This window comes from Solirubrobacter deserti, assembly GCF_027587175.1.
GTDB classification, from domain to species: Bacteria; Actinomycetota; Thermoleophilia; order Solirubrobacterales; family Solirubrobacteraceae; genus Solirubrobacter; species Solirubrobacter deserti.
The window spans coordinates 107,110-126,994 of the sequence record NZ_JAPCID010000012.1 but is presented as its reverse complement, the minus strand read 5'-3'; the positions used below and the strand labels follow the sequence as shown (position 1 = coordinate 126,994).

At 71.9% G+C, this 19,885-nt stretch carries 22 protein-coding genes and 1 pseudogene; 11 read left to right on the top strand and 12 right to left on the bottom strand.

The features are described from left to right. Positions 1 to 25 precede the first annotated feature (25 nt). Complete coding sequence (locus OJ962_RS10715; protein ID WP_238930974.1) at positions 26 to 985, top strand: aldo/keto reductase; 960 nt, start codon at positions 26 to 28, stop codon at positions 983 to 985. 48 nt (positions 986 to 1,033) lie between these two features. Here OJ962_RS10715 and OJ962_RS10710 read toward each other — a convergent pair whose 3' ends face one another. Then, a complete protein-coding gene (locus OJ962_RS10710; protein ID WP_202952872.1) occupies positions 1,034 to 1,831 on the bottom strand; it encodes an HAD-IIA family hydrolase in 798 nt (265 codons plus the stop codon). A 23-nt stretch (positions 1,832 to 1,854) separates the two neighbouring features. Here OJ962_RS10710 and OJ962_RS10705 point away from each other — a divergent pair, with 23 nt between their 5' ends. Continuing rightward, on the top strand, positions 1,855 to 2,571 hold the full coding sequence (locus tag OJ962_RS10705) for a peptidylprolyl isomerase (protein ID WP_202952871.1): 717 nt from the start codon (positions 1,855 to 1,857) through the stop codon (positions 2,569 to 2,571). Here the strand turns inward: OJ962_RS10705 and OJ962_RS10700 are convergent. From OJ962_RS10700 to OJ962_RS10685, 4 genes are all read right to left on the bottom strand, one after another. Further along, positions 2,558 to 3,124, bottom strand: coding sequence for a methylated-DNA--[protein]-cysteine S-methyltransferase (locus OJ962_RS10700; RefSeq protein WP_202952870.1), 567 nt, complete (start codon positions 3,122 to 3,124; stop codon positions 2,558 to 2,560). The two genes, OJ962_RS10705 and OJ962_RS10700, sit on opposite strands and share 14 nt — an antisense overlap. Beyond that, positions 3,121 to 3,567, bottom strand: a complete 447-nt coding sequence (locus tag OJ962_RS10695; protein WP_202952869.1) for an RNA polymerase sigma factor — start codon at positions 3,565 to 3,567, stop codon at positions 3,121 to 3,123. Before OJ962_RS10695 ends, OJ962_RS10700 begins: the two co-directional genes overlap by 4 nt. Positions 3,568 to 3,602: 35 nt before the next feature. Continuing rightward, positions 3,603 to 4,184, bottom strand: a complete 582-nt coding sequence (locus OJ962_RS10690; protein WP_270006328.1) for a hypothetical protein — start codon at positions 4,182 to 4,184, stop codon at positions 3,603 to 3,605. A gap of 61 nt (positions 4,185 to 4,245) precedes the next feature. Next, on the bottom strand, positions 4,246 to 5,307 hold the full coding sequence (locus OJ962_RS10685) for an enolase-like domain-containing protein (RefSeq protein ID WP_270006327.1): 1,062 nt from the start codon (positions 5,305 to 5,307) through the stop codon (positions 4,246 to 4,248). A gap of 105 nt (positions 5,308 to 5,412) precedes the next feature. Between OJ962_RS10685 and OJ962_RS10680 the strand changes: the two genes are divergently transcribed. Beyond that, positions 5,413 to 7,611 carry a DUF2298 domain-containing protein gene (locus tag OJ962_RS10680; protein WP_238931216.1) on the top strand — a complete coding sequence of 733 codons (2,199 nt, stop codon included), beginning with the start codon at positions 5,413 to 5,415 and terminating at the stop codon, positions 7,609 to 7,611. Here the strand turns inward: OJ962_RS10680 and OJ962_RS10675 are convergent. From OJ962_RS10675 to OJ962_RS10665, 3 genes are read right to left on the bottom strand one after another with little or no spacing between them, the layout of a single operon-like run. Further along, positions 7,601 to 9,238 (bottom strand): flippase activity-associated protein Agl23, encoded by a 1,638-nt coding sequence (locus tag OJ962_RS10675; RefSeq protein WP_202952865.1) that lies wholly within the window; start codon positions 9,236 to 9,238, stop codon positions 7,601 to 7,603. The two genes, OJ962_RS10680 and OJ962_RS10675, sit on opposite strands and share 11 nt — an antisense overlap. A gap of 9 nt (positions 9,239 to 9,247) precedes the next feature. Beyond that, positions 9,248 to 10,264, bottom strand: coding sequence for a lysylphosphatidylglycerol synthase transmembrane domain-containing protein (locus OJ962_RS10670; RefSeq protein ID WP_202952864.1), 1,017 nt, complete (start codon positions 10,262 to 10,264; stop codon positions 9,248 to 9,250). A 45-nt stretch (positions 10,265 to 10,309) separates the two neighbouring features. After that, on the bottom strand, positions 10,310 to 11,059 hold the full coding sequence (locus OJ962_RS10665; RefSeq protein ID WP_202952863.1) for an MBL fold metallo-hydrolase: 750 nt from the start codon (positions 11,057 to 11,059) through the stop codon (positions 10,310 to 10,312). A gap of 83 nt (positions 11,060 to 11,142) precedes the next feature. Between OJ962_RS10665 and OJ962_RS10660 the strand changes: the two genes are divergently transcribed. The 3 genes from OJ962_RS10660 to OJ962_RS10650 all read left to right on the top strand — a co-directional run bounded on the left by OJ962_RS10660 (position 11,143) and on the right by OJ962_RS10650 (position 13,139). Next, positions 11,143 to 11,271 carry a hypothetical protein gene (locus tag OJ962_RS10660; RefSeq protein WP_255525657.1) on the top strand — a complete coding sequence of 43 codons (129 nt, stop codon included), beginning with the start codon at positions 11,143 to 11,145 and terminating at the stop codon, positions 11,269 to 11,271. Between the two features lie 15 nt (positions 11,272 to 11,286). Next, on the top strand, positions 11,287 to 12,597 hold the full coding sequence (locus OJ962_RS10655) for a hypothetical protein (protein WP_270006326.1): 1,311 nt from the start codon (positions 11,287 to 11,289) through the stop codon (positions 12,595 to 12,597). Between the two features lie 299 nt (positions 12,598 to 12,896). Beyond that, positions 12,897 to 13,139, top strand: a complete 243-nt coding sequence (locus tag OJ962_RS10650) for a hypothetical protein (protein ID WP_270006325.1) — start codon at positions 12,897 to 12,899, stop codon at positions 13,137 to 13,139. Between the two features lies 1 nt (position 13,140). On the opposite strand, the gene OJ962_RS10645 is transcribed toward OJ962_RS10650, so the two are convergent. The 4 genes and pseudogenes from OJ962_RS10645 to OJ962_RS34380 all read right to left on the bottom strand — a co-directional run. Then, positions 13,141 to 13,650: a hypothetical protein gene (locus OJ962_RS10645; protein ID WP_202952860.1), complete on the bottom strand. Its 510-nt coding sequence runs from the start codon at positions 13,648 to 13,650 to the stop codon at positions 13,141 to 13,143. Between the two features lie 66 nt (positions 13,651 to 13,716). Then, positions 13,717 to 13,959 (bottom strand): hypothetical protein, encoded by a 243-nt coding sequence (locus OJ962_RS10640; RefSeq protein ID WP_270006324.1) that lies wholly within the window; start codon positions 13,957 to 13,959, stop codon positions 13,717 to 13,719. A 47-nt stretch (positions 13,960 to 14,006) separates the two neighbouring features. Further along, positions 14,007 to 14,180, bottom strand: coding sequence for a thioredoxin domain-containing protein (locus OJ962_RS10635; protein WP_270006323.1), 174 nt, complete (start codon positions 14,178 to 14,180; stop codon positions 14,007 to 14,009). Positions 14,181 to 14,314: 134 nt separating this feature from the next. After that, positions 14,315 to 14,506 (bottom strand): annotated as a pseudogene (locus tag OJ962_RS34380) (redoxin domain-containing protein); the annotation flags it as partial. 24 nt (positions 14,507 to 14,530) lie between these two features. Between OJ962_RS34380 and OJ962_RS10630 the strand changes: the two are divergent. Genes OJ962_RS10630 through OJ962_RS10610 form a run of 5 tightly spaced genes read left to right on the top strand, consistent with a single transcriptional unit; the run spans position 14,531 to position 19,885 of the window. Next, the gene (locus OJ962_RS10630; protein WP_202952858.1) at positions 14,531 to 15,550 is read left to right on the top strand and encodes a DNA glycosylase AlkZ-like family protein; all 1,020 of its coding nucleotides are present in this window, start codon (positions 14,531 to 14,533) and stop codon (positions 15,548 to 15,550) included. 46 nt (positions 15,551 to 15,596) lie between these two features. Next, complete coding sequence (locus tag OJ962_RS10625) at positions 15,597 to 16,199, top strand: PilZ domain-containing protein (protein ID WP_202952857.1); 603 nt, start codon at positions 15,597 to 15,599, stop codon at positions 16,197 to 16,199. Between the two features lie 43 nt (positions 16,200 to 16,242). Next, complete coding sequence (locus tag OJ962_RS10620) at positions 16,243 to 16,713, top strand: (2Fe-2S)-binding protein (protein ID WP_202952856.1); 471 nt, start codon at positions 16,243 to 16,245, stop codon at positions 16,711 to 16,713. After that, complete coding sequence (locus tag OJ962_RS10615) at positions 16,710 to 19,049, top strand: xanthine dehydrogenase family protein molybdopterin-binding subunit (protein WP_202952855.1); 2,340 nt, start codon at positions 16,710 to 16,712, stop codon at positions 19,047 to 19,049. The genes OJ962_RS10620 and OJ962_RS10615 overlap by 4 nt, the downstream gene beginning before the upstream one ends. Continuing rightward, entirely contained in the window at positions 19,046 to 19,885 is an 840-nt protein-coding gene (locus OJ962_RS10610; RefSeq protein WP_202952854.1) for an FAD binding domain-containing protein, read from the top strand. The genes OJ962_RS10615 and OJ962_RS10610 overlap by 4 nt, the downstream gene beginning before the upstream one ends.

The window sequence follows — 19,885 nt, the reverse complement described above, 5'->3', positions numbered from 1 at the left end:
ACTGCCCGCGGAGAGCATGACCGGCATGCGCACCCTCGGAACGCTCGCGACCTCGACCATCGGGTACGGCGCCATGGCGCTCGTGCCCGGCATGTACGGTGACTCTGACGACGAGCAGGCGGTCGCCACGCTCACGCACGCGATCGAGGCGAGCGCGACCTTCATCGACACCGCCGACGCCTATGCCGCGGGCGGCAACGAGCAGCTCGTCGCCCGAGCGCTCGCGGGCCGCCGCGACGCGGTCCAGCTCGCGACCAAGTGGGGGATCGTGTTCGAGGGCGGCCGCGTCCTGCAGCACTGTCACGCCCAGGAGATCCGCGTCGACGCGCGTCCCGAGCGCGCTCGCGAGGCGCTGGAGGCGAGCCTGCGGCGGCTCGGCACCGACCACGTCGACCTCTGGTACCTGCACTTCCCGGACCCGGGCGTCCCGGTGGAGGAGACGGTGGGCGCCATGGCCGAGCTCGTCGCCGAGGGCAAGGTCCGCCAACTCGGCCTGTGCAACGTCACGACCGAGCAGGTGCTCGCGGCGCATCAGGTGGCGAAGATCGACGCCGTCCAGTCCGAGTACTCGCTGTGGACCCGCGACCCCGAGCGCGAGCTGCTGCCCGTGCTGGCCGAGCTCGGCATCGGCTTCGTCCCGTGGTCGCCGCTGGGCGCCGGCTTCTTCGCGGGCGCGGTCAAGGACACCGACAAGGACTTCCGCGCCAACCACCCGCGCTTCAGCCGCGACAACCTGGCCGCCAACACCGACCGCTTCGCCCCACTGCGCGGCATCGCCGACGAGCTGGACATCACGCCCGCCCAGCTCGCGCTGGCCTGGATCCTGCACCAGCGCGAGGACATCGTCCCGATCCCGAGCACCCGCACCCCGTCCCACCTCGACGAGAACCTGGCCGCCGCCGACGTGCCGCTCTCCGCCGACGTCCTGGCCCGCATCGACGAGATCGCTCCGGCGGGCGCCGCCTCCGGCGCCGCGCTGCTTTAGCTGGGGTTCATGTCGGTGTGAGCGCACATAAAGAGGGACAGTCCCTCTTTAGGAAAGGACGAGGGTGGCGAGCGAGTCGGCGACGAAGGTCGGGGCGGGGTCGGCGGCCTCGGCCGCTTCGCGGGAGGCGCCGCCGGTGAGCACGAGCGCCTGGTCGAGGCCGGCGCGGCGGGCGCCGAGGACGTCGATCTCCAGCCGGTCGCCGACGCCGAGGATGCGACCCTCGCCCAGCCGATCTCGCGCGGCGGCGTACATCGTCGACTCCGGCTTGCCGATCACCGTCGACGCCGTGCGGCCCGTCGCCGTCTCGACCGCGGCCAGGATCGCGCCCGTGCCCGGCCACGGCCCGTCGGGCATGGGGAAGACGGCGTCGCGGGTCGCGCCGATCAGGTCGGCGCCGCGCAGGACGGCCTGGGTGGCGACCTTGAGCTCCTCGAACACGAACTCGTCGTGGCCGCCGACGACGACGACGTCCGCGCGGGTCGCGAACGGCGTGTTGTTGACGACGCGCAGACCGGCCTCGGCGACGTGGTCGACCAGGGCCTGCGAGCCCACGACGTACGCCGTGCCGCCCCTCACGCGCTCGGCCAGCGCGAACTGGACGGCCGCGCCGACGCTCAGGATCTCCGGCAGCGAGGCCTGGAAGCCCAGACGCCAGAGCTTGCGCACGAACCCCTCGGGTGCGTGGCGCACGTCGTTGGTGAGGAAGAGGACCGATTTGCCCGCTTCACGCAGGGCGGCGACGGCGCCGACGGCGCCGGGCAGGGCCTCGTCGCCCACCCAGAGGCAGCCGTCGAGGTCGAGGAGAATGTGGTCATACGGACGAACCGCGGCGGAAACGGACAAGCGCCGCATTATCCTTGCCCGCCGTGTCCCGACTGATCGCCCTCCTCACCGCCTGCCTGTTGGCCCTCGTGCTCGCCTCGTGCGGTGGTGACGACGGCGGCGACGAAACCGCTGCGACCGCGACGCCCACGGCGGAGGCCACGGCGGAGGAGACGCCGGCCGGCGCGGACGAGTTCCTGCCGGAGGGCTGCGAGAACGTCGAGAAGCCCGCGCCCAAGGAGGACGGGACGCTCGAGGAGCCCAAGGAAGAGCTCGACAAGGCCAAGACGTACGTGGCGACCGTGTCTACCACCTGCGGCGACTTCGAGATCACGCTGGACGCCGAGCGCGCCCCGATCACCGGCGGCTCGTTCAAGTACCTCGCCGACGAGAAGTTCTTCGACGGCCTGACGTTCCACCGGATCGTCGCCGACTTCGTGATCCAGGGCGGGGACCCGCTCGGCGCCGGGACGGGCGGCTCGGGCTACTCGGTCGTGGAGGAGCCGCCGAGCGACCTCAAGTACACGAAGGGCATCGTCGCCATGGCCAAGACGGCCGACGAGGCGCCGGGCACGTCCGGCTCGCAGTTCTTCGTGGTGACCGGCGCGGGCGCCGAGCAGCTGCCGCCCGAGTACGCGCTCGTGGGCGAGGTGACCAAGGGCATGGAGGTCGCGGAGAAGATCGGCAGCATCCCGGCCGGCCCGGACGGCGCGCCCGCGGCCGCCGTCGTGATCAACTCCGTGACCGTCAGCGAGTCCTGATTCCCTCGAGGTCCAGGAGCGCGGCCTTGCGCTCCGGCCCGCCGCGGTAGCTCCCGAGCCGCCCGGTGCCGGGCAGCACGCGGTGGCAGGGAACGATGATCGGCACGGGGTTGCGCGCGCACGCCGTGCCCACGGCCCGCGCCGCCTTCGGGTTCCCGGCCCGCGCCGCGAGCTCGCCGTAGGACACGGTCTTGCCGCGCGGGACCTCCCGCAGCCGCTCCAGCACCGCGTGCCGGAACGGGGCGCGCGCGAGCCGCAGGTCGACCGGGAGGTCCAGCGGCTCGCCCTCGAAGTAGCCCGCGAGCGCGTCCCGCGGCGCGGCCATCTCGCGGTCGGAGCCGATCACCCGCGGCCCCAGCGCCGCGGCGACCTCGGCCAGCGCGGCGTCCTCGTCCTCGGTCTCGAACGCGACCCGCACGACGCCCTGCGGCCCGGAGACGACGAGCAGCCGTCCGATCGGGGTCTTCAGGCGCGTGAACAGCGCGTCGGCGAGCCCTTCGCGCACCGCGGCGGCGGCGACGGACTCCAGCAGCGAAGCAGGCAGGCCGGTCATGCGTAGCTCTCCCGGAGGGTGCGGACGGCGGTCGAGACGCGCTGGCGCGCCGCGGCGGAGCTGCAGCCGAGCCGCGCCGCGATCCCGTCGTAGTCGAGGTCGTCGACGAAGCGCAGCCGCAACGCGGTCTGCGCCGTCTCGTTCAGGGGCGCGATCAGGCCCTCGAAGTCGTCGTGGTCGGTGTCGTAGGTGGCGACGACGGGCAGCTCGTCCATCACGACCTCGCGCTTGGCGCGGCGGTGATGGTCGATCGCGGTCGTCGTCGTCACGCGGTACAGCCACGCGCGCAGGTGCTCGGCGTGGCGCAGCTTCGGGTACGCCCGCAGCGCGCGCAGCAGCGCGTCCTGCAGGACGTCCTCGGCCGCTTCCCCGCTCAGGCGACGAGCGTGGACGAGCAGCTCATCGCCGTGGGCTTCAACCAGGGACCAGAACGGTGGCAGCACACCCGTTCCAACGGACGCCCTGCCGGATTTGTGAGCTACCGCTTCCCGCCGCCGTACATGGAGGCGCGTTGCTCGGCCATCTTGGCCCGCGCCGTCCGCTGCCGGCGCCTGCCGAGCACGGCCAGCACGCCGAGCACGACGAGCACGAGCAGGAAGCCGTAGAACCACGCCGCGCTGCCCGGGTCCCAGCCGAGCGGCCACGCGACCAGCCTGACGAGCAGCATGCCGACGGTGATCACGAGCGCGACGAACAGCAGCACGAGCAGGATGCCGCCGATCCGGCGCGGCAGCCCGGCGCTCTTGGGCGGCGCGATGACGCCCATCACGCGCAGCATCAGCAGCTGGCGGTTCGTCGGCGGCGTGCCGCCGAGCTTCTCCGTCGCCACCTTCAGGTCGCCCGCGCGGCGCTCGGCCAGCGCCAGCGAGGCCTCCGCCATTCGCCGCAGCTGCAGGCGCTCCTGCGGCCGGGCGGCCGCGATCGCGGCGCGGAAGTGCACGCGGGCCTTCTGCGCGTCCATCCGCTCGGCCGCGCGGGTGCCGAGGATGGCCTGCGCGGCGGACTTGAAGCGGGTCTCCTTCTCCAACTCTTCGTCGGAGCGCTGCTCGAGCTGCTGCATGGCAGCCATCGCAGACTTGGATTCGATGCGGACTTGGCGGGGCTTCGGCGGCATGGGCCTATCAGTCTACGTTCCGCCGGAACCCGACGGGAGCCGGATCGACGTCCAGCGGTGACTCGGGCAACCCCGGCTCGGGATCGAGGTCGTCGTAGCCGCCCGGGGCGATGTCGTTGGGCGCGTTCGGGTGGAAGATCGCGGCCAGCATCTGCACCTGCCCGCGGCCGACGCCGAGCTCGTACTGGCCGCCGCCGTAGGCACCCATACCGCGCTGCTCGCAGAACTCGTAGGCGGCGAACAGCGCCTTGACCGACCCGAAGCGCGACGGCTTGAGGTTGACCGTGCGCGGGATCACCTTGCGGGCGAGGATGTCGTCGACGCTGTGGATCGGCGCGTCCCACGTGATCCGGTCCTGGAACGGGGCCAGCGCCTTGAACGCCTCCTCGTCGTCGAGGTCCGGGTCCTCCAGCCATGCGTCCGGGAACGTCTCGGCGATCCGGCGATAGAACGCCGGGTCGGTGTCGACGTCCACGACGGTGCCCTTGTAGGCGCCCTTGAAGTCGATCGAGTCGACGGCGCCGGTCTTCACGAGTCCGTCGATCAGCTCGTCGCTCCAGTCGGGCGTGCCGTCGAGCTTGAAGCGGATGCTCGGGTAGCGGGCGAGCCGGCGCGTGACGGGGTCGAGCGTCGGCGGGTCGCCCATCCGGGAGGAGACGACGAACGTGACGGGCTGCGGCTCGCGGCCGAGCAGCGCGTGCAGCGACGTGCCGGCCTGGCGCAGCGCGAGGTCGAGCGCCGCGGACTCCAGGCCCCAGCGGCGGTAGCCGCGGTAGGCCTCCTGCGCGAGCGTGCGGCCTTCGAACAGGTCGAGCGTGCCGAGGTGCTCGGAGAACGCGTCGAAGGTCCACTCGCCGGCCAGCTCGAGCACCGGGCCGGCCGCGATCTGCGCCTCCTGGTCCTCGGCGTCGTAGGTGACGTCCTCGCCCTTGCCGGTCTCGCCGCCGCCCTCGAGGACGAACACGGTCGAGACCCGCTCGAAGCCGGAGGACACCATGCGGGACAGCCGTTGCAGGGAGTAGCCGTCGATCTTCAGCGGCAGTTCGGCGATTGCGTCGTAGAGCGCCATGGCCGTCCAACGTACACGGCGGTTCGTGCGCGCGGCCGCTGCGCGGTGCGTGCTCACCTCGGCTTGGAGATCGCTTCGCGGATCTCCTACGATCCCCGGCCGCTGATGCTGGACGCCGTCGGGCTCTTCGTGCTGATCGAGGTGGTGGGCCTGGCGGCCACGCCGCTCGCCGCGCTCGTGCTCGGCCGGCTGCCGGGCGCCGGCCTCGCGTTCGGCAAGGTCCTCGGCCTGCTGCTCGTCACGTGGCTGATCTGGCTCGCCGCGTCGCTCGGGATCGCGCCCTACGGCAGAGGGCTGATCATCGGCGTGATCGTGCTGGTCGCGCTCGCCGGCCTGCTGGTCGGGCTGCGGCTGCGCTCGCTGGACCCCGAGTCGCGCTCCAGGCGCCTGCGCCGGCTCGCCCTCCCCGAGGACCCGGTGCGCCGGCGGCTGTTCTGGGGCGCGGAGCTCGTGTTCGTCGCGGTGTACGCGCTCGGCGTGCTGTTCGCCGCGTCGGCGCCGGACGTCTGGAACACCGAGAAGCCGATGGACATGGCGTTCATCACGGCCATCAACGCGTCCGACTCGTTCCCGCCGCACGACCCGTGGATGAGCGGGGAGACGCTCAACTACTACTACTTCGGCCACGTCGTCTTCGCCTGGCCGCTCCAGCTGCTCGGGCTGCGGCCGGACGCGGGCTACCTGCTGTCCTGGGGCCTGCTGCTCGCGCTCACGGCCACCGCCGTGTACGCGTTCTGTGGGACGCTGTGGGCCTCGGCGCGTGAGCACCTGGGGGAGATGGCGCCGCGCGGCGGGCCGGTGCTGGCCGGACTGGTGGGGGCGGCGCTCGTCGCCGTCCTGGGCAACCTCGCCGGCGTCCGCGCGTGGATGAACGCCGAGGATCCGCCGAGCGACTACGCGTGGTTTGACCCGTCGCGCGTGATCCCGGACACGATCAACGAGTTCCCGGCGTTCTCGTTCATCCTCGGCGACCTGCACGCGCACGTGATCGCGCTCCCGTTCACGGTGCTGGCGATCGCGTTCGCGCTCCAGGTGGCCCTGCACGGCCCGCGCGGAGATGCGCTGTGGCGGTCCGCGGCCGAAGTCCTCGCCGCCGCGATCGCCATCGGGGCGCTGTACGCCATCAACACGTGGTCGTATCCGGTGGCGGCGGGCCTGCTCGCCGCTGCGCTGATCGTCTGGCTGCGCTCGCCCGAGGCGCGGGGGCGGACAGGCTACGCGCTCGTGTGGTTCGTGCTCGTCGTGGTCGCGAGCTTCGCGCTGATCCTGCCGTTCGTGCTCCAGTTCGAGCCCGAGTCGCGCGGAATCGGGCGCGTCGGGACGCGGCGTGACTTCGGGCACTGGCTGGGCGACATGGCGCTGATCTACGGCATCCTGCTGTGGCCGCTGCTGGCGCTGTACCTGCGCCGCCTGCTGGACGCCCAGCACGCCGTCCGCTGGACCGCCTGGGGGCTCGCGGCGTCCGTCGTCGCCGGCTCGCTGCTGGCGTCCAGCGACATGACCGGCGCGGCGCTCGTCGCGGTGGCGATGATCATCGGCGTCGCGGCGGCCGTCGACGACGACGTCTCACCGCCCGCGCGCTTCCTGTGGGTGCTGGTCGCGGGCGGCGCCGCGCTGCTGCTGATCCCGGAGCTGCTGTTCCTGCGCGACGCGTTCGACAACAGCCCGCTCGAGCGCATGAACACGGTCTTCAAGGCCGGCTACCAGGCGTACCTCGTGCTCGGCCTGGCCGCGGGCGCCGCGCTGCCGTGGGCCGCCGTGTGGCTGCCGCGCTGGCTGTGGCCGCCGTGGGCGGCCGGCATGGCCGTGCTGCTCGTGCTGGGGCTCGTGTACCCCTACGCGGCCGGCTACGCGCGCACGAACGGCTACGCCAACGCGCCGACGCTCGACGGCCTGAAGTGGCTGAAGACCAACTCGCCCGGCGACCCGGCGGCGATGGAGTGGATCCGGGCCAACACGGACGGCGACGCCGTGATCCTGGAGGCGTTCGGCGAGGACTACAGCGCGTTCGGGCACGCGCGCATCTCGACCTTCACCGGCCGTCCGACCGTGATGGGCTGGGCCGGGCACGAGGTGCAGTGGCAGCACGACCCGGGCCAGCGCAGCGCCGAGATCCAGGTGCTCTACACGACCACCGACACCACGGCCGCACAGTCGCTGATCGACAAGTACGGGATCGATTACGTCGTCGTCGGCCCGATCGAGCAGACCACCTACGGCGACGCCGGCACGGCCAAGTGGGACCAGCTCGGCGAGCGCGTCTTCAGCGCGGAAGGCACCACCGTCTGGCGCCTCACCGCTTGATGTAGAGCCACTCCTTCATCCCGCCCGTGGGGTTCCAGACCTCACGCTTGGTGACGTAGTTGAACCAGTTGGTCGGGTTGGGCGTGTTGATCTTGTCGTACTCGCGCACCCACCAGATGCGGAAGTCGAACTGGCGACCGTCGTAGGGTGCCAGTTGGCCCGCGGCCTCCATGCGCGCCTTGCTCGTGTCCGTGAGGATCAGGACGTCGCTCGTCGGCGGCGCGGCGTTCTCCTGGTGGTAGTCGATGTACCCCGACTGCAGGTGGCGGAAGTACCAGGCGTACGGGAACGTGGCGCCTTCGGCCGAGTCCACCGTCACCGTCAGCGGCGGCTGCGTCGGCCCACGGCTCTCGGCGAGCGCGAGCACCTGGTCGGCGACCTGCTTGACCTGCTCGGAGGACTGCGTGGAGACCAGGAACTCGCGCGGGTCGGTGCCCCGGTCGTGGTTGACCCACCATGAGCTCAGCGCCAGGTACACGGCGGCCAGGGCCGCGAACGCGAGCCCCGCGGCGCGCAGCACGCCGCGCGCCTCCCAGATGGCCTGGACGCCGACGCCCGCCAGCAGGATCAGCGGCAGCAGCTGGTGCAGCACGAGCCAGGCGAACTTCTCGCCCGCGACGGCGTAGACGATCAGGTTGACGACGAAGTAGAAGACCAGGAACGCCGACAGCATGCCGTTGCGCGACCACAGCGACACGGCGCCGATCCCGGCCAGGATCAGGATCGGCCACTCGACCGTGGCGATGATCCACCAGTAGAACGTCGGGTGCTCGCCGCCGCGGCCGACTTCGTGCTGGCCGAGCCAGTAGTCCAGGCCGGTGACGACGCCGTCGTAGAGCCCTGACGGATGCGTCAGGAAGGTCGTGAACAGCAGCGTGAACACGCCCGCGAACGCGGCCAGGAAGTAGCCCCACCCGTCCACGCCGGGCCGGACCAGCGCCGGGATCAGCTGGGCACGCCACGACTGCACGAAGATGGACAGCAGCAACGCGACGATGAAGAACAAGCCCATCGCGAACAGGGAGATGAACATCGTCTCCTTGGTCCCGAACAGCAGCGCGAACAGGACGCCGATCAGCGCCGGGTGGTACTTGCGCGGACGGTCGATCCCGCGCCAGATCACGACGATCAACGCGAGCGTGAGCGACGCGAAGTAGATGTCCTCGCGCGCGAAGCGACTGAAGTACAGAAAGCTCGGGCCGAAGGCGAAGAACACCGCCGCGGCGCACGCGGCGACGCGCCCGATGACGCTGCGCAGGCCCCAGCACAGCGGGATCATCGCCGCGCCCATCAGCGCCGGGGCGAGGCGGGCGGTGAAGTCGCTGTCGCCGAACGTCACGTACATCAGCGCCGTCAGGTAGAAGCGCAGCGGGCCGTGCAGCAGCGGGTTGTACTCGTAGTCGCCCGTCTGCCGGAACAGGTAGGAGAAGTACGCGTCTTGGCTCTCGTCGTGGTGGAACGCGCGCTCGCCGAGGGCGATGAAGCGGACCACGAGCCCGAGCGCGAGCAGCGCGCCCCAGACGGCGAGCTCGCGCTTGTCCTGGTCCGCGAACCACTGCGCCGGGCTGCGCCGTCGCGCCTTTTCCGTCGTCACCGGGGTTGCGGGGGTGGCGGCGATCTCGGTCACGTTCGTTCTCTAGCTCCGGGCTTCGGCGCGCGCGGCGCGCAGGTTCTTGATCCCGCCGTAGCGGGCGACCAACAGGATCAGACCCAGGATCGTGATCGGGACGACGATCACGAAGCGCAGCATGAGCATGTAGGAGACCGCGGTGCCGCCGGTGCCGCCGAGCGCCTTGACGCCGGTCGCGACCGCGGCGTCCTGGGTGCCCGCGTAACCGGGCCCGCTCGGGATCATCGAGAACACGCTGGCAAGCGCGACCATGTAGAGGCCCTCGATGACGCCCATGTTGAAGCCGACGGCGGCGCCGGTGGCCATCCACACGCCGGTCTCGATCGCCCAGATCAGCAGCGTCATGACCAGCAGGCGGGCGCCGTGGTGCGCCTTGCGCAGGCCGAGCGTGGCCGACGCGATCGGCGCGAGCGCGCCGTGCACCTTCTCGTTGTTGCTGATCAGCCGCCAGCCCACCGCGGCCGCTACCGCGCCGCCCACCGCGAGCACCGCGATCAGCTCGACCGAGTTGCCGCCGACCTCGCCCAGCAGGCCGTAGCCGACGGCGACGAAGAGCACGAGCAGGACGGCGACGTCCAGCAGCCGCTCGGCCACGAGCGTCCCGACGACGGTGCGCTTGGACGCGTTCGCGCGCGGCGCGGCGAGGAAGACGCGGATCGCGTCCCCGGCGCGCGCGGGCAGCACGTTGTTGCCCATGTAGCCGATCACGGTCAGCATGTACATGTCGACGCGCTTGGGTGTCGCGCCTTCGTCCTTGAGCAGCCGCTCCCAGCGCTCCGCGCGCACCACCGTGGCGAGCGCGTAGAGCCCGATCGCGCCGATCAGCGCGCTGATCTGGCCCGCGGTGCTCGGGAAGGTCGGCGCCTCCTGCTTGGTCGCCCACCACACGACGCCGGCCAGGGCCACGACCGAGACGAGGATGCCGAGGATCGGCAGCAGGGACCGGCGGCGCCGGCTCGGTGGGGCGGTCGGTGGGGCGACGGCCGCGAGGGGGTGCTCTGAGGTGGGCGTGTCCGTGCTCACGGGTCAGCGGGCGCGACCTCGCGCCGGGTGTCCAGGATAGGCGGACTAGGTGATGCCTCGCTCGCGGGCTCGCGCGACGGCCTCAGCGGGCGGGTCCGTCCAGGGCTCACCGTGACCGAACAGCGTCAGCGTCGCGTCGATGCCCGCGACGTTGTCGAGGCTCTGCAGCATCGTCTTGGTGTCGTACGCGAACGCGCGCGGCATCAGCTGCGGCCCGCGCCTGCCGGTGAGCGGGTTGTAGTTGCAGATGGCGTCGCCGGTGATGAGCACGCCCTGCTCGGGCAGGTGGAAGACGACGTGGCCGGGGGAGTGGCCGGGCGTCGGGACCGCGCGCGGGCGGCCCGGGACGTCCAGGTCGGCGTGGTCGTCGAAGGTCGTGACGGCCTCGATGTTCGGCGTGCGCGCCACGCCGAGCCGGCCGGCGACGAAGAACAGCTTGTAGAGCGCGGGGTAGCGCAGGTAGGGGAGGATCGAGCCGTCGCGCGGGTGGACCTTGCCCGTTCGCGCCATGTGCTCTTCCTTGTGGTGCGCGTGGACGGGGGCGCCCGAGTCGGCACGCACGTGCTCCACCATGCCGACGTGGTCCCCGTGCGCGTGGGTGAGGATCACGGCCACGATGTCCTTGATGCTGCGGCCGCGGGACTGCAGGTAGGCGTCCAGTTGGGGGCGGAAGCCGGGGAGACCGCCGTCCACCAGCGTCAGGTCGTTGCCCTCCTCGAGCAGGTAGCAGTTGATGAGCTCGTTCCCGAGCCGGTGGACCCCGGGGGCCACCTGGGTGGGGGCTTCGGCGGACATGGGCGCAGCTTCGCAGGGTTCGAACCTTTTGGGTTCGAAGGGGTGGACGAATGCGGGTCCGACCTGTACTTTGCTTCGTACCGATGCGTACTTGCACCGCCTACAACCACGCTTTCAAGCGGCCCGTGAACTCGGGTACGTCGACGTGGGCGAGCGCGGCCGGCATGCGTGTCGAGGCGCAGCTGCACATCGATACGCCGCGCGGCACCTAGCGGAAGGGTCCTGACATGCACCCGTCCGCGAAGACCGCGGGCGGGCGTCGAGTGACGCGCTGGACCCGCGAAAGCATCATCGAGAAGATCCAAGAGTGGAACGAGCTCTACGGCGAACCGCCGTGCTCGGCCGACTGGAACCCTTCGCTGGCCCGTTGGCGCGCCCAGGAGTGGCGTGCCGAGCGGTACCGCGACGGGATCTGGCCCTCCACCAACGCCGCCAAGCGCCCGTTCGACGGGTCGTTCGACGCCGCCGTGCGTGCCGCCGGCCTGGAGCCTCACCGCTCCGGCCCGCGTCGCCGGCCGGCTCGTACGGCTCGCCCAGCGGTCGAGCAGCGCGCGCCTGAGGCCGTCCCCCGGAGCGTCAACGACGCCCTGGTGGAGGCCGACGAGCGCGAGCAGGCTCTGGAGCGCCGCGTGGCCGAGCTGGAGCGTGCCGTGTCGGCGGCCGAGCGCCGTGCGTCGCGCGCGGAGGACCTGCTCGACGACGCCCGTGCGCGGGCGCGTCGGGCCGGCGACCGCGAGCGCCGCGCGCGTCTGGCCCGTGACCGCGTACGTGAGGCGAACGAGCTCGTCTCGGTCGAGGCCGACTCGGCCGTGGCCGACGCGGGCGCTGGCGCCCGCGCGGCCTACGCCCAGGGGGCGGGGGCCGTCGGGGGGTCCCGTGACGCCCGCCGTGCGGCGACGGCGGCCGAGGCCCGTGCGGCCGAGGCCGAGGCCCGTGCCGACGCGGCCGAGCGCCTGCTCGAGGCCGCCACCTCGGTGACCACCGGCACCACGACATACGCCCACGCAGGTGGGCGGAACGAGGCGAACGGCGGCGCGGCGACGCGCGGCTCGACGGCCAACGGTGGCGGCGCGGTGACGCGCGGCGACGACGCTCGCGGCTCGTCCGCGGTGACCGGCGGCGCGGAAACGCGACAGGCGTCGCGTGAAGGGGACAGTCCCCTTCACGCGACAGATGTCGCGCGCGGCCTGTCCGAGGCCGAGGTCGACGCGCGGATCGCGGCGGCCGTGGCGCAGGCGCAGGCCGAGTCCGGCGGCGCGGTCGCGGCGGCCATGGCGGCCGCGCGGGCGGCCGAGGACCGTGCGGCCGTGGCCGAGCGGCGTGCGCGCGAGCTGGCCACGCTCGTCTGCGGTGAGCCGCGTCAGCTGACGCGTGCGGAGCTGGCGGACCTGCGTGACTCGGGGCCGACCGGTCCCGCGGTCATGGCCAACGCGCTCAAGACGCTGCATCGCGCCCGTGCGGCCGGCGACCGTCGCGGCCTGACGGACGCGCTGGGCGACGTGGCCTCGGCCGCGGTCGGCTGGCGCGATCGCCTCTGACAGACCACCCGCCGGGCGTGCGCGCCCGGCGGGGCGAGCTTCCCTCCCCAGGACGGCGCCCCGGCCCGGTGTTCCCCCACCGGGCCGGGGCGGGCGACATCCGAATTTGACGACGCCCCGGCCCGGTCCGCTCCCCGCCGGGCCGGGGCGAACGGCACGAACCACTTGGCGACGCCCTCGGCCCGGCCCCATGTCCCGGCCGGGCCGAGGGCTGTGTGTGGCGTCGCACAGGCAACGTACGGAAAGTAAGCAATTATGGTCGCATGACATCGGAACGTTCTCAGGCGTACGGCCGCGTGATGCGCACGCTCGCGGACCTTGGCCCGAGCAAGCTCCTGCCGGCGGAGCAGGAGCGCGTGCGCGCGGCCGCCGACGTCCTGCTCTTCTCCGAGGACGCGCACGAACCGGCGACGGCCGAGGCGCTCGAGGCGATCCGCGCGCTCAGCGCGCACCTCGTCGCGACGGAGCGCTGGAGCGAGACCAGCGCCTCGCGGCTGCGCGAGGACCTCGAGGCCTGCGGGCCGGCCCTGCTCGTCGGCTGAGCTACTCGAGCTCGGTGCTGAACGGGTTGTCCGCGCTGCGGAAGCTCAGGACCCGCCAGGCGCCGTCGGTCTCCTGGATCTGCGTCTGGAAGTAGACCGGCGCACGGCCGTTGCCGTCGAGCTTGTAGGTGAACACGGCCACCTTGCCGCGGTCGGTGCTCGCGTTGATGGACTTGCCGTTCGGCGAGACCGGCTCGCGCGTCACCAGCGGCGAGATCTGCTCGACGATCGCCTTGACGTCGGCCTCGGTCGCCACCGTGCGGAAGTCCGCGCCGCCGAGGGCGTAGGCCTTGGCGGCGTCGCCGGTCTGCACGGCGGTCACGAGCTGGTCGGAGACCTTCTGCGCGTCCTTGGTCGACGCGTTCACGAACAGGACGAGCGCGACGACGATCGCGGCCAGCGTCGCGATCATCACCCCGCCGACGATCAGGGCGATGCGGCCCCAGCGGCGCTTGGGAGCGGGCGCCGGAGCGGGCGGGAAGGACGGGGCGGGTTCAAAGGTCGCGGTCATGCCGTGACCGTACGGGCCACTGAAAGCGCCCGCGGTCGAGGCTGCCGGTGGCCCGCGGTGCGGTTGTCACGCCCTCCCGTGGCGCCGTTCCGCGAGCGCGGTGCGCAGCGCGTCGGGATCAGGCGTGGGGGAGATGCGCCCGTCGGCCAGGCGGTAGATGCGGCACGTCAGGCCGGGCGGCTCGTCGGTCGGGAACAGGTCCTCTCCGTCCACGCGCAGCGTCGGCGAGCCCACGAACCCCGCGCGCTCGGCGTCCTGCTCGCTGACGATCTCACGCTCCACGACGCGCACGCCGAGCCCCTCCAGCATGCTCCGAACGGCCGGATGCGACGGGCACCCGGCCCACCACAGCAGCTCTACTTCCACTTGATCGAGCAGCCCTTCGGCTCGGTTTCGGCGCGAGCGACCGGCCGGCCCGCGAGCACGTCGTCGAGCGCCTCGCGCAGCCACGAAGCGCGCAGGGACGGATCGCCGTGGTCCGCGTCGGGCGCGCCCCGGTACACGACCCCCGTGGCGTCCGTGACGAACACGTCCGGCGTGACCCGCGCGCCCCACGCCCGCGCGACCTCCTGCGTCTCGTCGACCAGGTACGGCCCGGCGAACTCGCCGCGTCGACCCGCGCGCGCATCGCGTCCACGCGGTCGCGCGGGTACTTGTCGGCGTCGTTGGCGTTGATCTGGAGGAACCGCACGCCCTGCGCCGCGTAGTCGCGCGCGACGTCCTGCAGCCGCTCGTGCCACGCGAGCGCGTAGGGACAGTGGTTGCAGGTGAAGACCACGACGGCCACTCGCGCGCCGTCCTCGTGCAGGGAAACCATCGAGCCGAACGTGTCGGGCAGCGTGAACGCGAGGGCCATGCGCTGCACCTTACGCTGCGCCCGATGCGGGTCCTCACACGCGCCGAACTGACCGCCACGCTCGCCCACCGGCAGGGCCTGATCACCCGCTGGAACACGACGCCGGCCGCGGCCATCACGCGTCTCACGCCGCTCCAGGGCCAGGAGGCGCGAGCGCCGTTCGTCGCGCTCGCCGCGCGGGTGGAGGGCTTCACGCGCGCGGCGCTGGAACGGGCCCTCACCGAACGCCACGTCGTCAAGTCCACGCTGATGCGGCTCACGCTGCACCTGGCCAGCGGCGAGGACTTCCCGGCCTACGCCGCACTGCTGCGGCACTCCCGGATGCGCAAGTGGCGCGCGACCGACCCCGGCGTCGACGACGAGGCGGCCGAGCTCGCGGCGTGGTTGACCACCCCGCGCACCAACCAGGACATCCGCGCCAAGATCGAGGCGCCGGACCTGTGGACGCCGATCCTGCGCGCCCGCACGCTCGTGCCGCTCGTGCAGCTTCCGCCCGCCGGCCACTACGACGACCGCGGCCGCGACACGCTGTTCGTCAAGGACCCGCGCCCGCTTCCGACCCCCGAGGACGCGGCGAAGCTCGTCCTCACCCGGTATCTCGGCGCGTTCGGGCCGGCGCAGAAGCGCGACGTGGCCGCCTGGGCGGGCGCGGCCCAGCGTGACTTCGACTTCGACGCGCTCGAGACCGTCCGCTACCGCGACGAGGCCGGCCGCGAGCTGCTCGACCTGGCCGGCGCCGAGATCCTGCCCGGCGACACGCCGCTCCCGCCGCGCTTTCTCGGCAACTGGGACCAGCCGCTGCTCGCGTACAAGGACCGCGACCGGATCCTGCCGCCCGAGGTGCTGCCGCTCAAGCTCACGCTCTCGGGCGACCAGACGCTCACGGTCGGCGGCCGGGTCGTGGCGAGCTGGCGCGTCGACGACGAGACCATGACGATCGCGGCCCACACGGACTTCCCGACCGACGGGATCGAGGCGGAGGCCCGGCGCACGGCCCGGTTCTGCGCCCCGCACGCACGCGCGTTCGAGTTGGTCATGAAATGACCCTCAACCGAAGGTCGGCCCCGGCCGATACCCGGACTAGAGACCCATGGCCACCGGATTCGCGAGCGCGCTGAGTGAAGGACAGCCCGCCCAGCTTGACCTGGGTGACGACGCCGTGCCCTGCCTCGTGGTCGGGTTCACCGGCGCCGACGTGATGCTCGCGCCGCAAGCGCCGTTGCCCGAGGACGCGCTCGCGCCAGGTCTCACGACCTATCTGCTGATCGAGGCGGGCGGCAGCCTGCAGGCGCTCAAGGCGAGCGTGAGGCCGGGCTACGCCGATGGTGAGCTGATCGCCACGCTGCTCGATCCCTTCCGTCTCGGCCAACGCCGGACGTTCTCGCGGGCACCCCTCGTGCTGCCCGCGCACCTGCGCCCGGCCGGCACCGAGAACCCGCCGAACACCACCTTCACGCGCGACATCAGCGCCGGCGGCCTGCGCGTCGCCAAGCAGTCGAGCTACCTCGAGGCCGACCTGCACGAGATCGTGATCGGCCTCGTCCAGGCCAACGCCGAGATCCGCGCCACGGCCGAGACCGTGCGCGTCACCAACCAGGACGTCTCGTTGTCGTTCGTCGACATCGGGCCCAGCGATCGTCTGCTGCTCGCCCAGCTGACATTCGCCTTCCACCGCCGTCGCGCCGCGAAGTAGCAATCGATACGCTCCGCCCAGTTTTCCGACTGGGAGGAGACGCATGGCTGGTTCGGTGCGGGTCACGATGACCGTGAACGGCGCTCAACAGAGCGCCGAGGTGGAACCTCGCCTGCTCCTGGTCCACTTCCTGCGTGAGACGCTGGGTCTGACCGGTACGCATGTCGGCTGCGACACGTCCAACTGCGGCGCGTGCACGGTTCATCTGAACGGCGAGGCGATCAAGTCGTGCACGCTGCTGGCCGCCCAGGCGGACGGCGCGGAGATCACGACGATCGAAGGAATGGGCCAGGAAGGCGCGCTGCATCCGCTGCAGGAGGCGTTCTGGGAGCACCACGGGCTCCAGTGCGGCTACTGCACGCCGGGCATGATCATGGCCTCGGCCGACCTGCTCGAACGCAACCCGAAGCCGAACGAGGAAGAGGTCCGCGAGGCGCTCGCCGGCAACCTCTGCCGCTGTACCGGCTACCACAACATCGTCAAGGCGGTTCTCGCGGCCAGCGAGGCGTCATGAGCGCCACGGCCGCAGAGCCTTGGGTGGGCAAGCCGCTCAAGCGCAAGGAGGACCCGCGGCTGATCATGGGCCGCGCCCGCTACATCGACGACATCAACGTCACCGGTCAGCTGTGGGCGTCGTTCGTGCGCTCCCCCGAGGCCCACGCCAGGATCGTCTCGATCGACACCGCGGAGGCAGCGGCCCAGCCCGGCGTGCACGCCGTGTACGTCGGCAATGACCTCGACCTCGAGGCGCCGCTGCCGATGGCCTGGGTCCCGCCGGGGGTCGAGGTCAAGAACCCGCCGCACTGGGCGCTGGCCAAGGACGAGGTCCACCACGTGGGCGACCCGGTCGCGCTGGTGATCGGCTCGGACCGCTATGCGGTGGTCGACGCGGCGCAGCTGGTGAGCGTCGAGTACGAGCCGCTCCCGGTCGTCGTCGACCTGGAGAAGGCCTACGAGGGCGGCGACCTCGTGCACGCCGACCTCGGCACCAACCAGTGCCACGAGTGGTCACTCGGCGGAGGAGACCTGGAGGCGGGCTTCAACGCCGCCGAGGTCGTGGTGGAGCGGCGGATCGTCAACCACCGCACGGCCGGCGCGGCGATCGAGCCGCGCGGCGTGCTCGCGGACTACCGCGCGGGCTCGCTCACGCTCACGTCGAGCACGCAGGTCCCGCACTTCCTGCGGCTCTTCCTCGCGCTGCAACTGGGCATCTCCGAGGACCGGGTGCGGGCGATCGCGCCCGAGGTCGGCGGCGGCTTCGGTTCCAAGCTGCAGATCTACGGTGAGGAGATCGCGCTCGCGTGGGCATCGCGCAAGCTCGAGCGGCCGGTCAAGTGGGTCGAGTCGCGCACCGAGGGCATGCTCGCCACCCATCACGGGCGCGACCAGATCGCCTACGCCAAGATCGGCGCGACGCGCGACGGCAAGATCACCGCCTACCACACCAAGATCCTGCAGGACCTCGGCGCGTACCTGATGCTGCTCACCCCGACGATCCCGTCGCTCGGCGCGTTCGTGATGAGCGGCGTCTACGACATCCCGGCGGTGCAGACCGACATCGTCGGCGTCTTCACCAACAAGATGCCGACCGACGCCATCCGCGGGGCGGGACGGCCGGAGGCCACGCACCAGATCGAGATGATGATCGACCAGCTCGCGGACGAGCTGGGCATGGACCGGCTCGAGCTGCGGCGCAAGAACTTCATGACGCCGGAGTCGTTCCCGCACGAGACGGCGCTCGGCGTGGTCTATGACTCCGGCGACTACCCGAAGGCGCTGGACACGCTGCTCGAGATGGCCGACCTGGACGCGATCAAGGCGCAGGCGCCCGCGGGCAAGCTGCGCGGCGTCGGGTACTCGACCTACACGGAGATCTGCGGCCTGGCGCCGTCGCGCGTGACGGGGCCGTCCGGGTTCGGCCTGCAGACCGGCCTGTGGGAGTCGGCGATGGTGCGCGTGCACATAACCGGCGCGGTCACCGTCTACACCGGCACCTCGCCGCACGGCCAGGGGCTGGAGACGACGATGGCGCAGATCGTCGCCCAGCGGCTCGGGGTCGACCCGCAGAACGTGGAGGTCATCCACGGCGACACGGGCACCGGGCCGCAGGGCCTGGGCACCTACGGCTCGCGCTCCACCGCGGTCGGTGGCGAGTCGGTCGCGCGCGCGACGGCCAAGATCGTCGAAAAGGCGCGCCAGATCGTCGCCCACCAGCTCGAGGCCTCGCCCGAGGACATCGAGCTGATCGACGGCAAGTTCGCGGTCAAGGGCTCGCCGGACAAGGGCATGACGATCGGCGAGATCTCCGGCGCGGCCTACATCCCGGAGAACCTGCCGGAGGGCATGGAGCCGGGGCTCGAGGAGCTCGCGTTCTACGACCCGGAGAACTTCGTGTTCCCGTTCGGCGCGCACGGGTGCGTGGTCGAGGTGGACCCGGACACCGGCAACGTGGACGTGATCAAGTACGCGGCGGTCGACGACTGCGGCCCGGCGATCAACCCGAAGATCATCGACGGGCAGGTCCACGGCGGCATCGTGCACGCGATCGGCCAGGCGCTGTTCGAGCGCATCCACTACGACGAGGACGGCCAGCTCGTCACCGGCAACTTCGCCGACTACGCGCTCCCGAGCGCGGCAGACGTGCCGTCCTTCGACCTGGACCGCACGGAGACCCCGTCGCCGGTCAACTCGCTCGGCGTCAAGGGCATCGGGGAGGCGGGCACGATCGCCGCCTCGCCGTGCATCACGAACGCCGTCATCGACGCCCTGCGCCCGCTCGGCGTGACGTTCATCAACATGCCCCTCGGCCCACAGCGGGTCTGGGAGGCCATCGAGGAGGCGAAGCGTTGATCCCCGCTGAGTTCGACTACGTCGCGCCGCAGTCGCTCGACGAGGCGCTTCAGGCGCTCGCGCAAGGCGGCGAGGACGCGAAGATCCTGGCCGGCGGGCACTCGCTGATCCCGCTGATGAAGCTGCGGATGTCGCAGCCGTCGCTGCTGGTGGACCTGCGCCAGCTCCAGGACCTCAAGTCGGTGAACGCCGACAACGGGCAGATCCGGCTCGGCGCGATGGTCACGCACCACCGCGTGGCGACGGGCAACTTCGGGCTGGCCTCGGCCGCCGCGGCCACGATCGCCGACCAGCAGGTCCGCAACATGGGCACGATCGGCGGGACGCTCGCACACGGGGACCCCGCCTCCGACATGCCCGCGGTGCTGCTCGCGCTCGAGGGCTCCGTGGTGATCCGCGGGTCGTCCGGCGAGCGCGAGGTGGCCGCGAACGACCTGTTCGAGGACTTCCTCACCACCGCGGTGGGCGAGGGCGAGATCCTGACCGAGGTCCGCTTCCCGCGGCTCGAGGGCTACGGGTACGGCTACGAGAAGTTCAACCGCCGCCAGGAGGACTGGGCGATGGTGGCCGTGTCCGCACTGGTCAAGAAGGCGGCGGACGGCACGTGCGAGGACGTCCGGATCGGGCTCACGCACATGGGCTCGGTGCCGCTGCGGGCGACCGCGGCCGAGCAGGCGCTGCGCGGGCAGCCGCTGACGGCCGAGTCGATCGCGTCGGCGGCGTCGCATGCCGCCGAGGGCACGGAGCCGCCGGCCGACCTCAACGCCTCCCAGGATTACAAGCGCCACCTGGCACGGGTGCTGACGCGGCGGGCGCTCACCACCGCGTCAGAATGA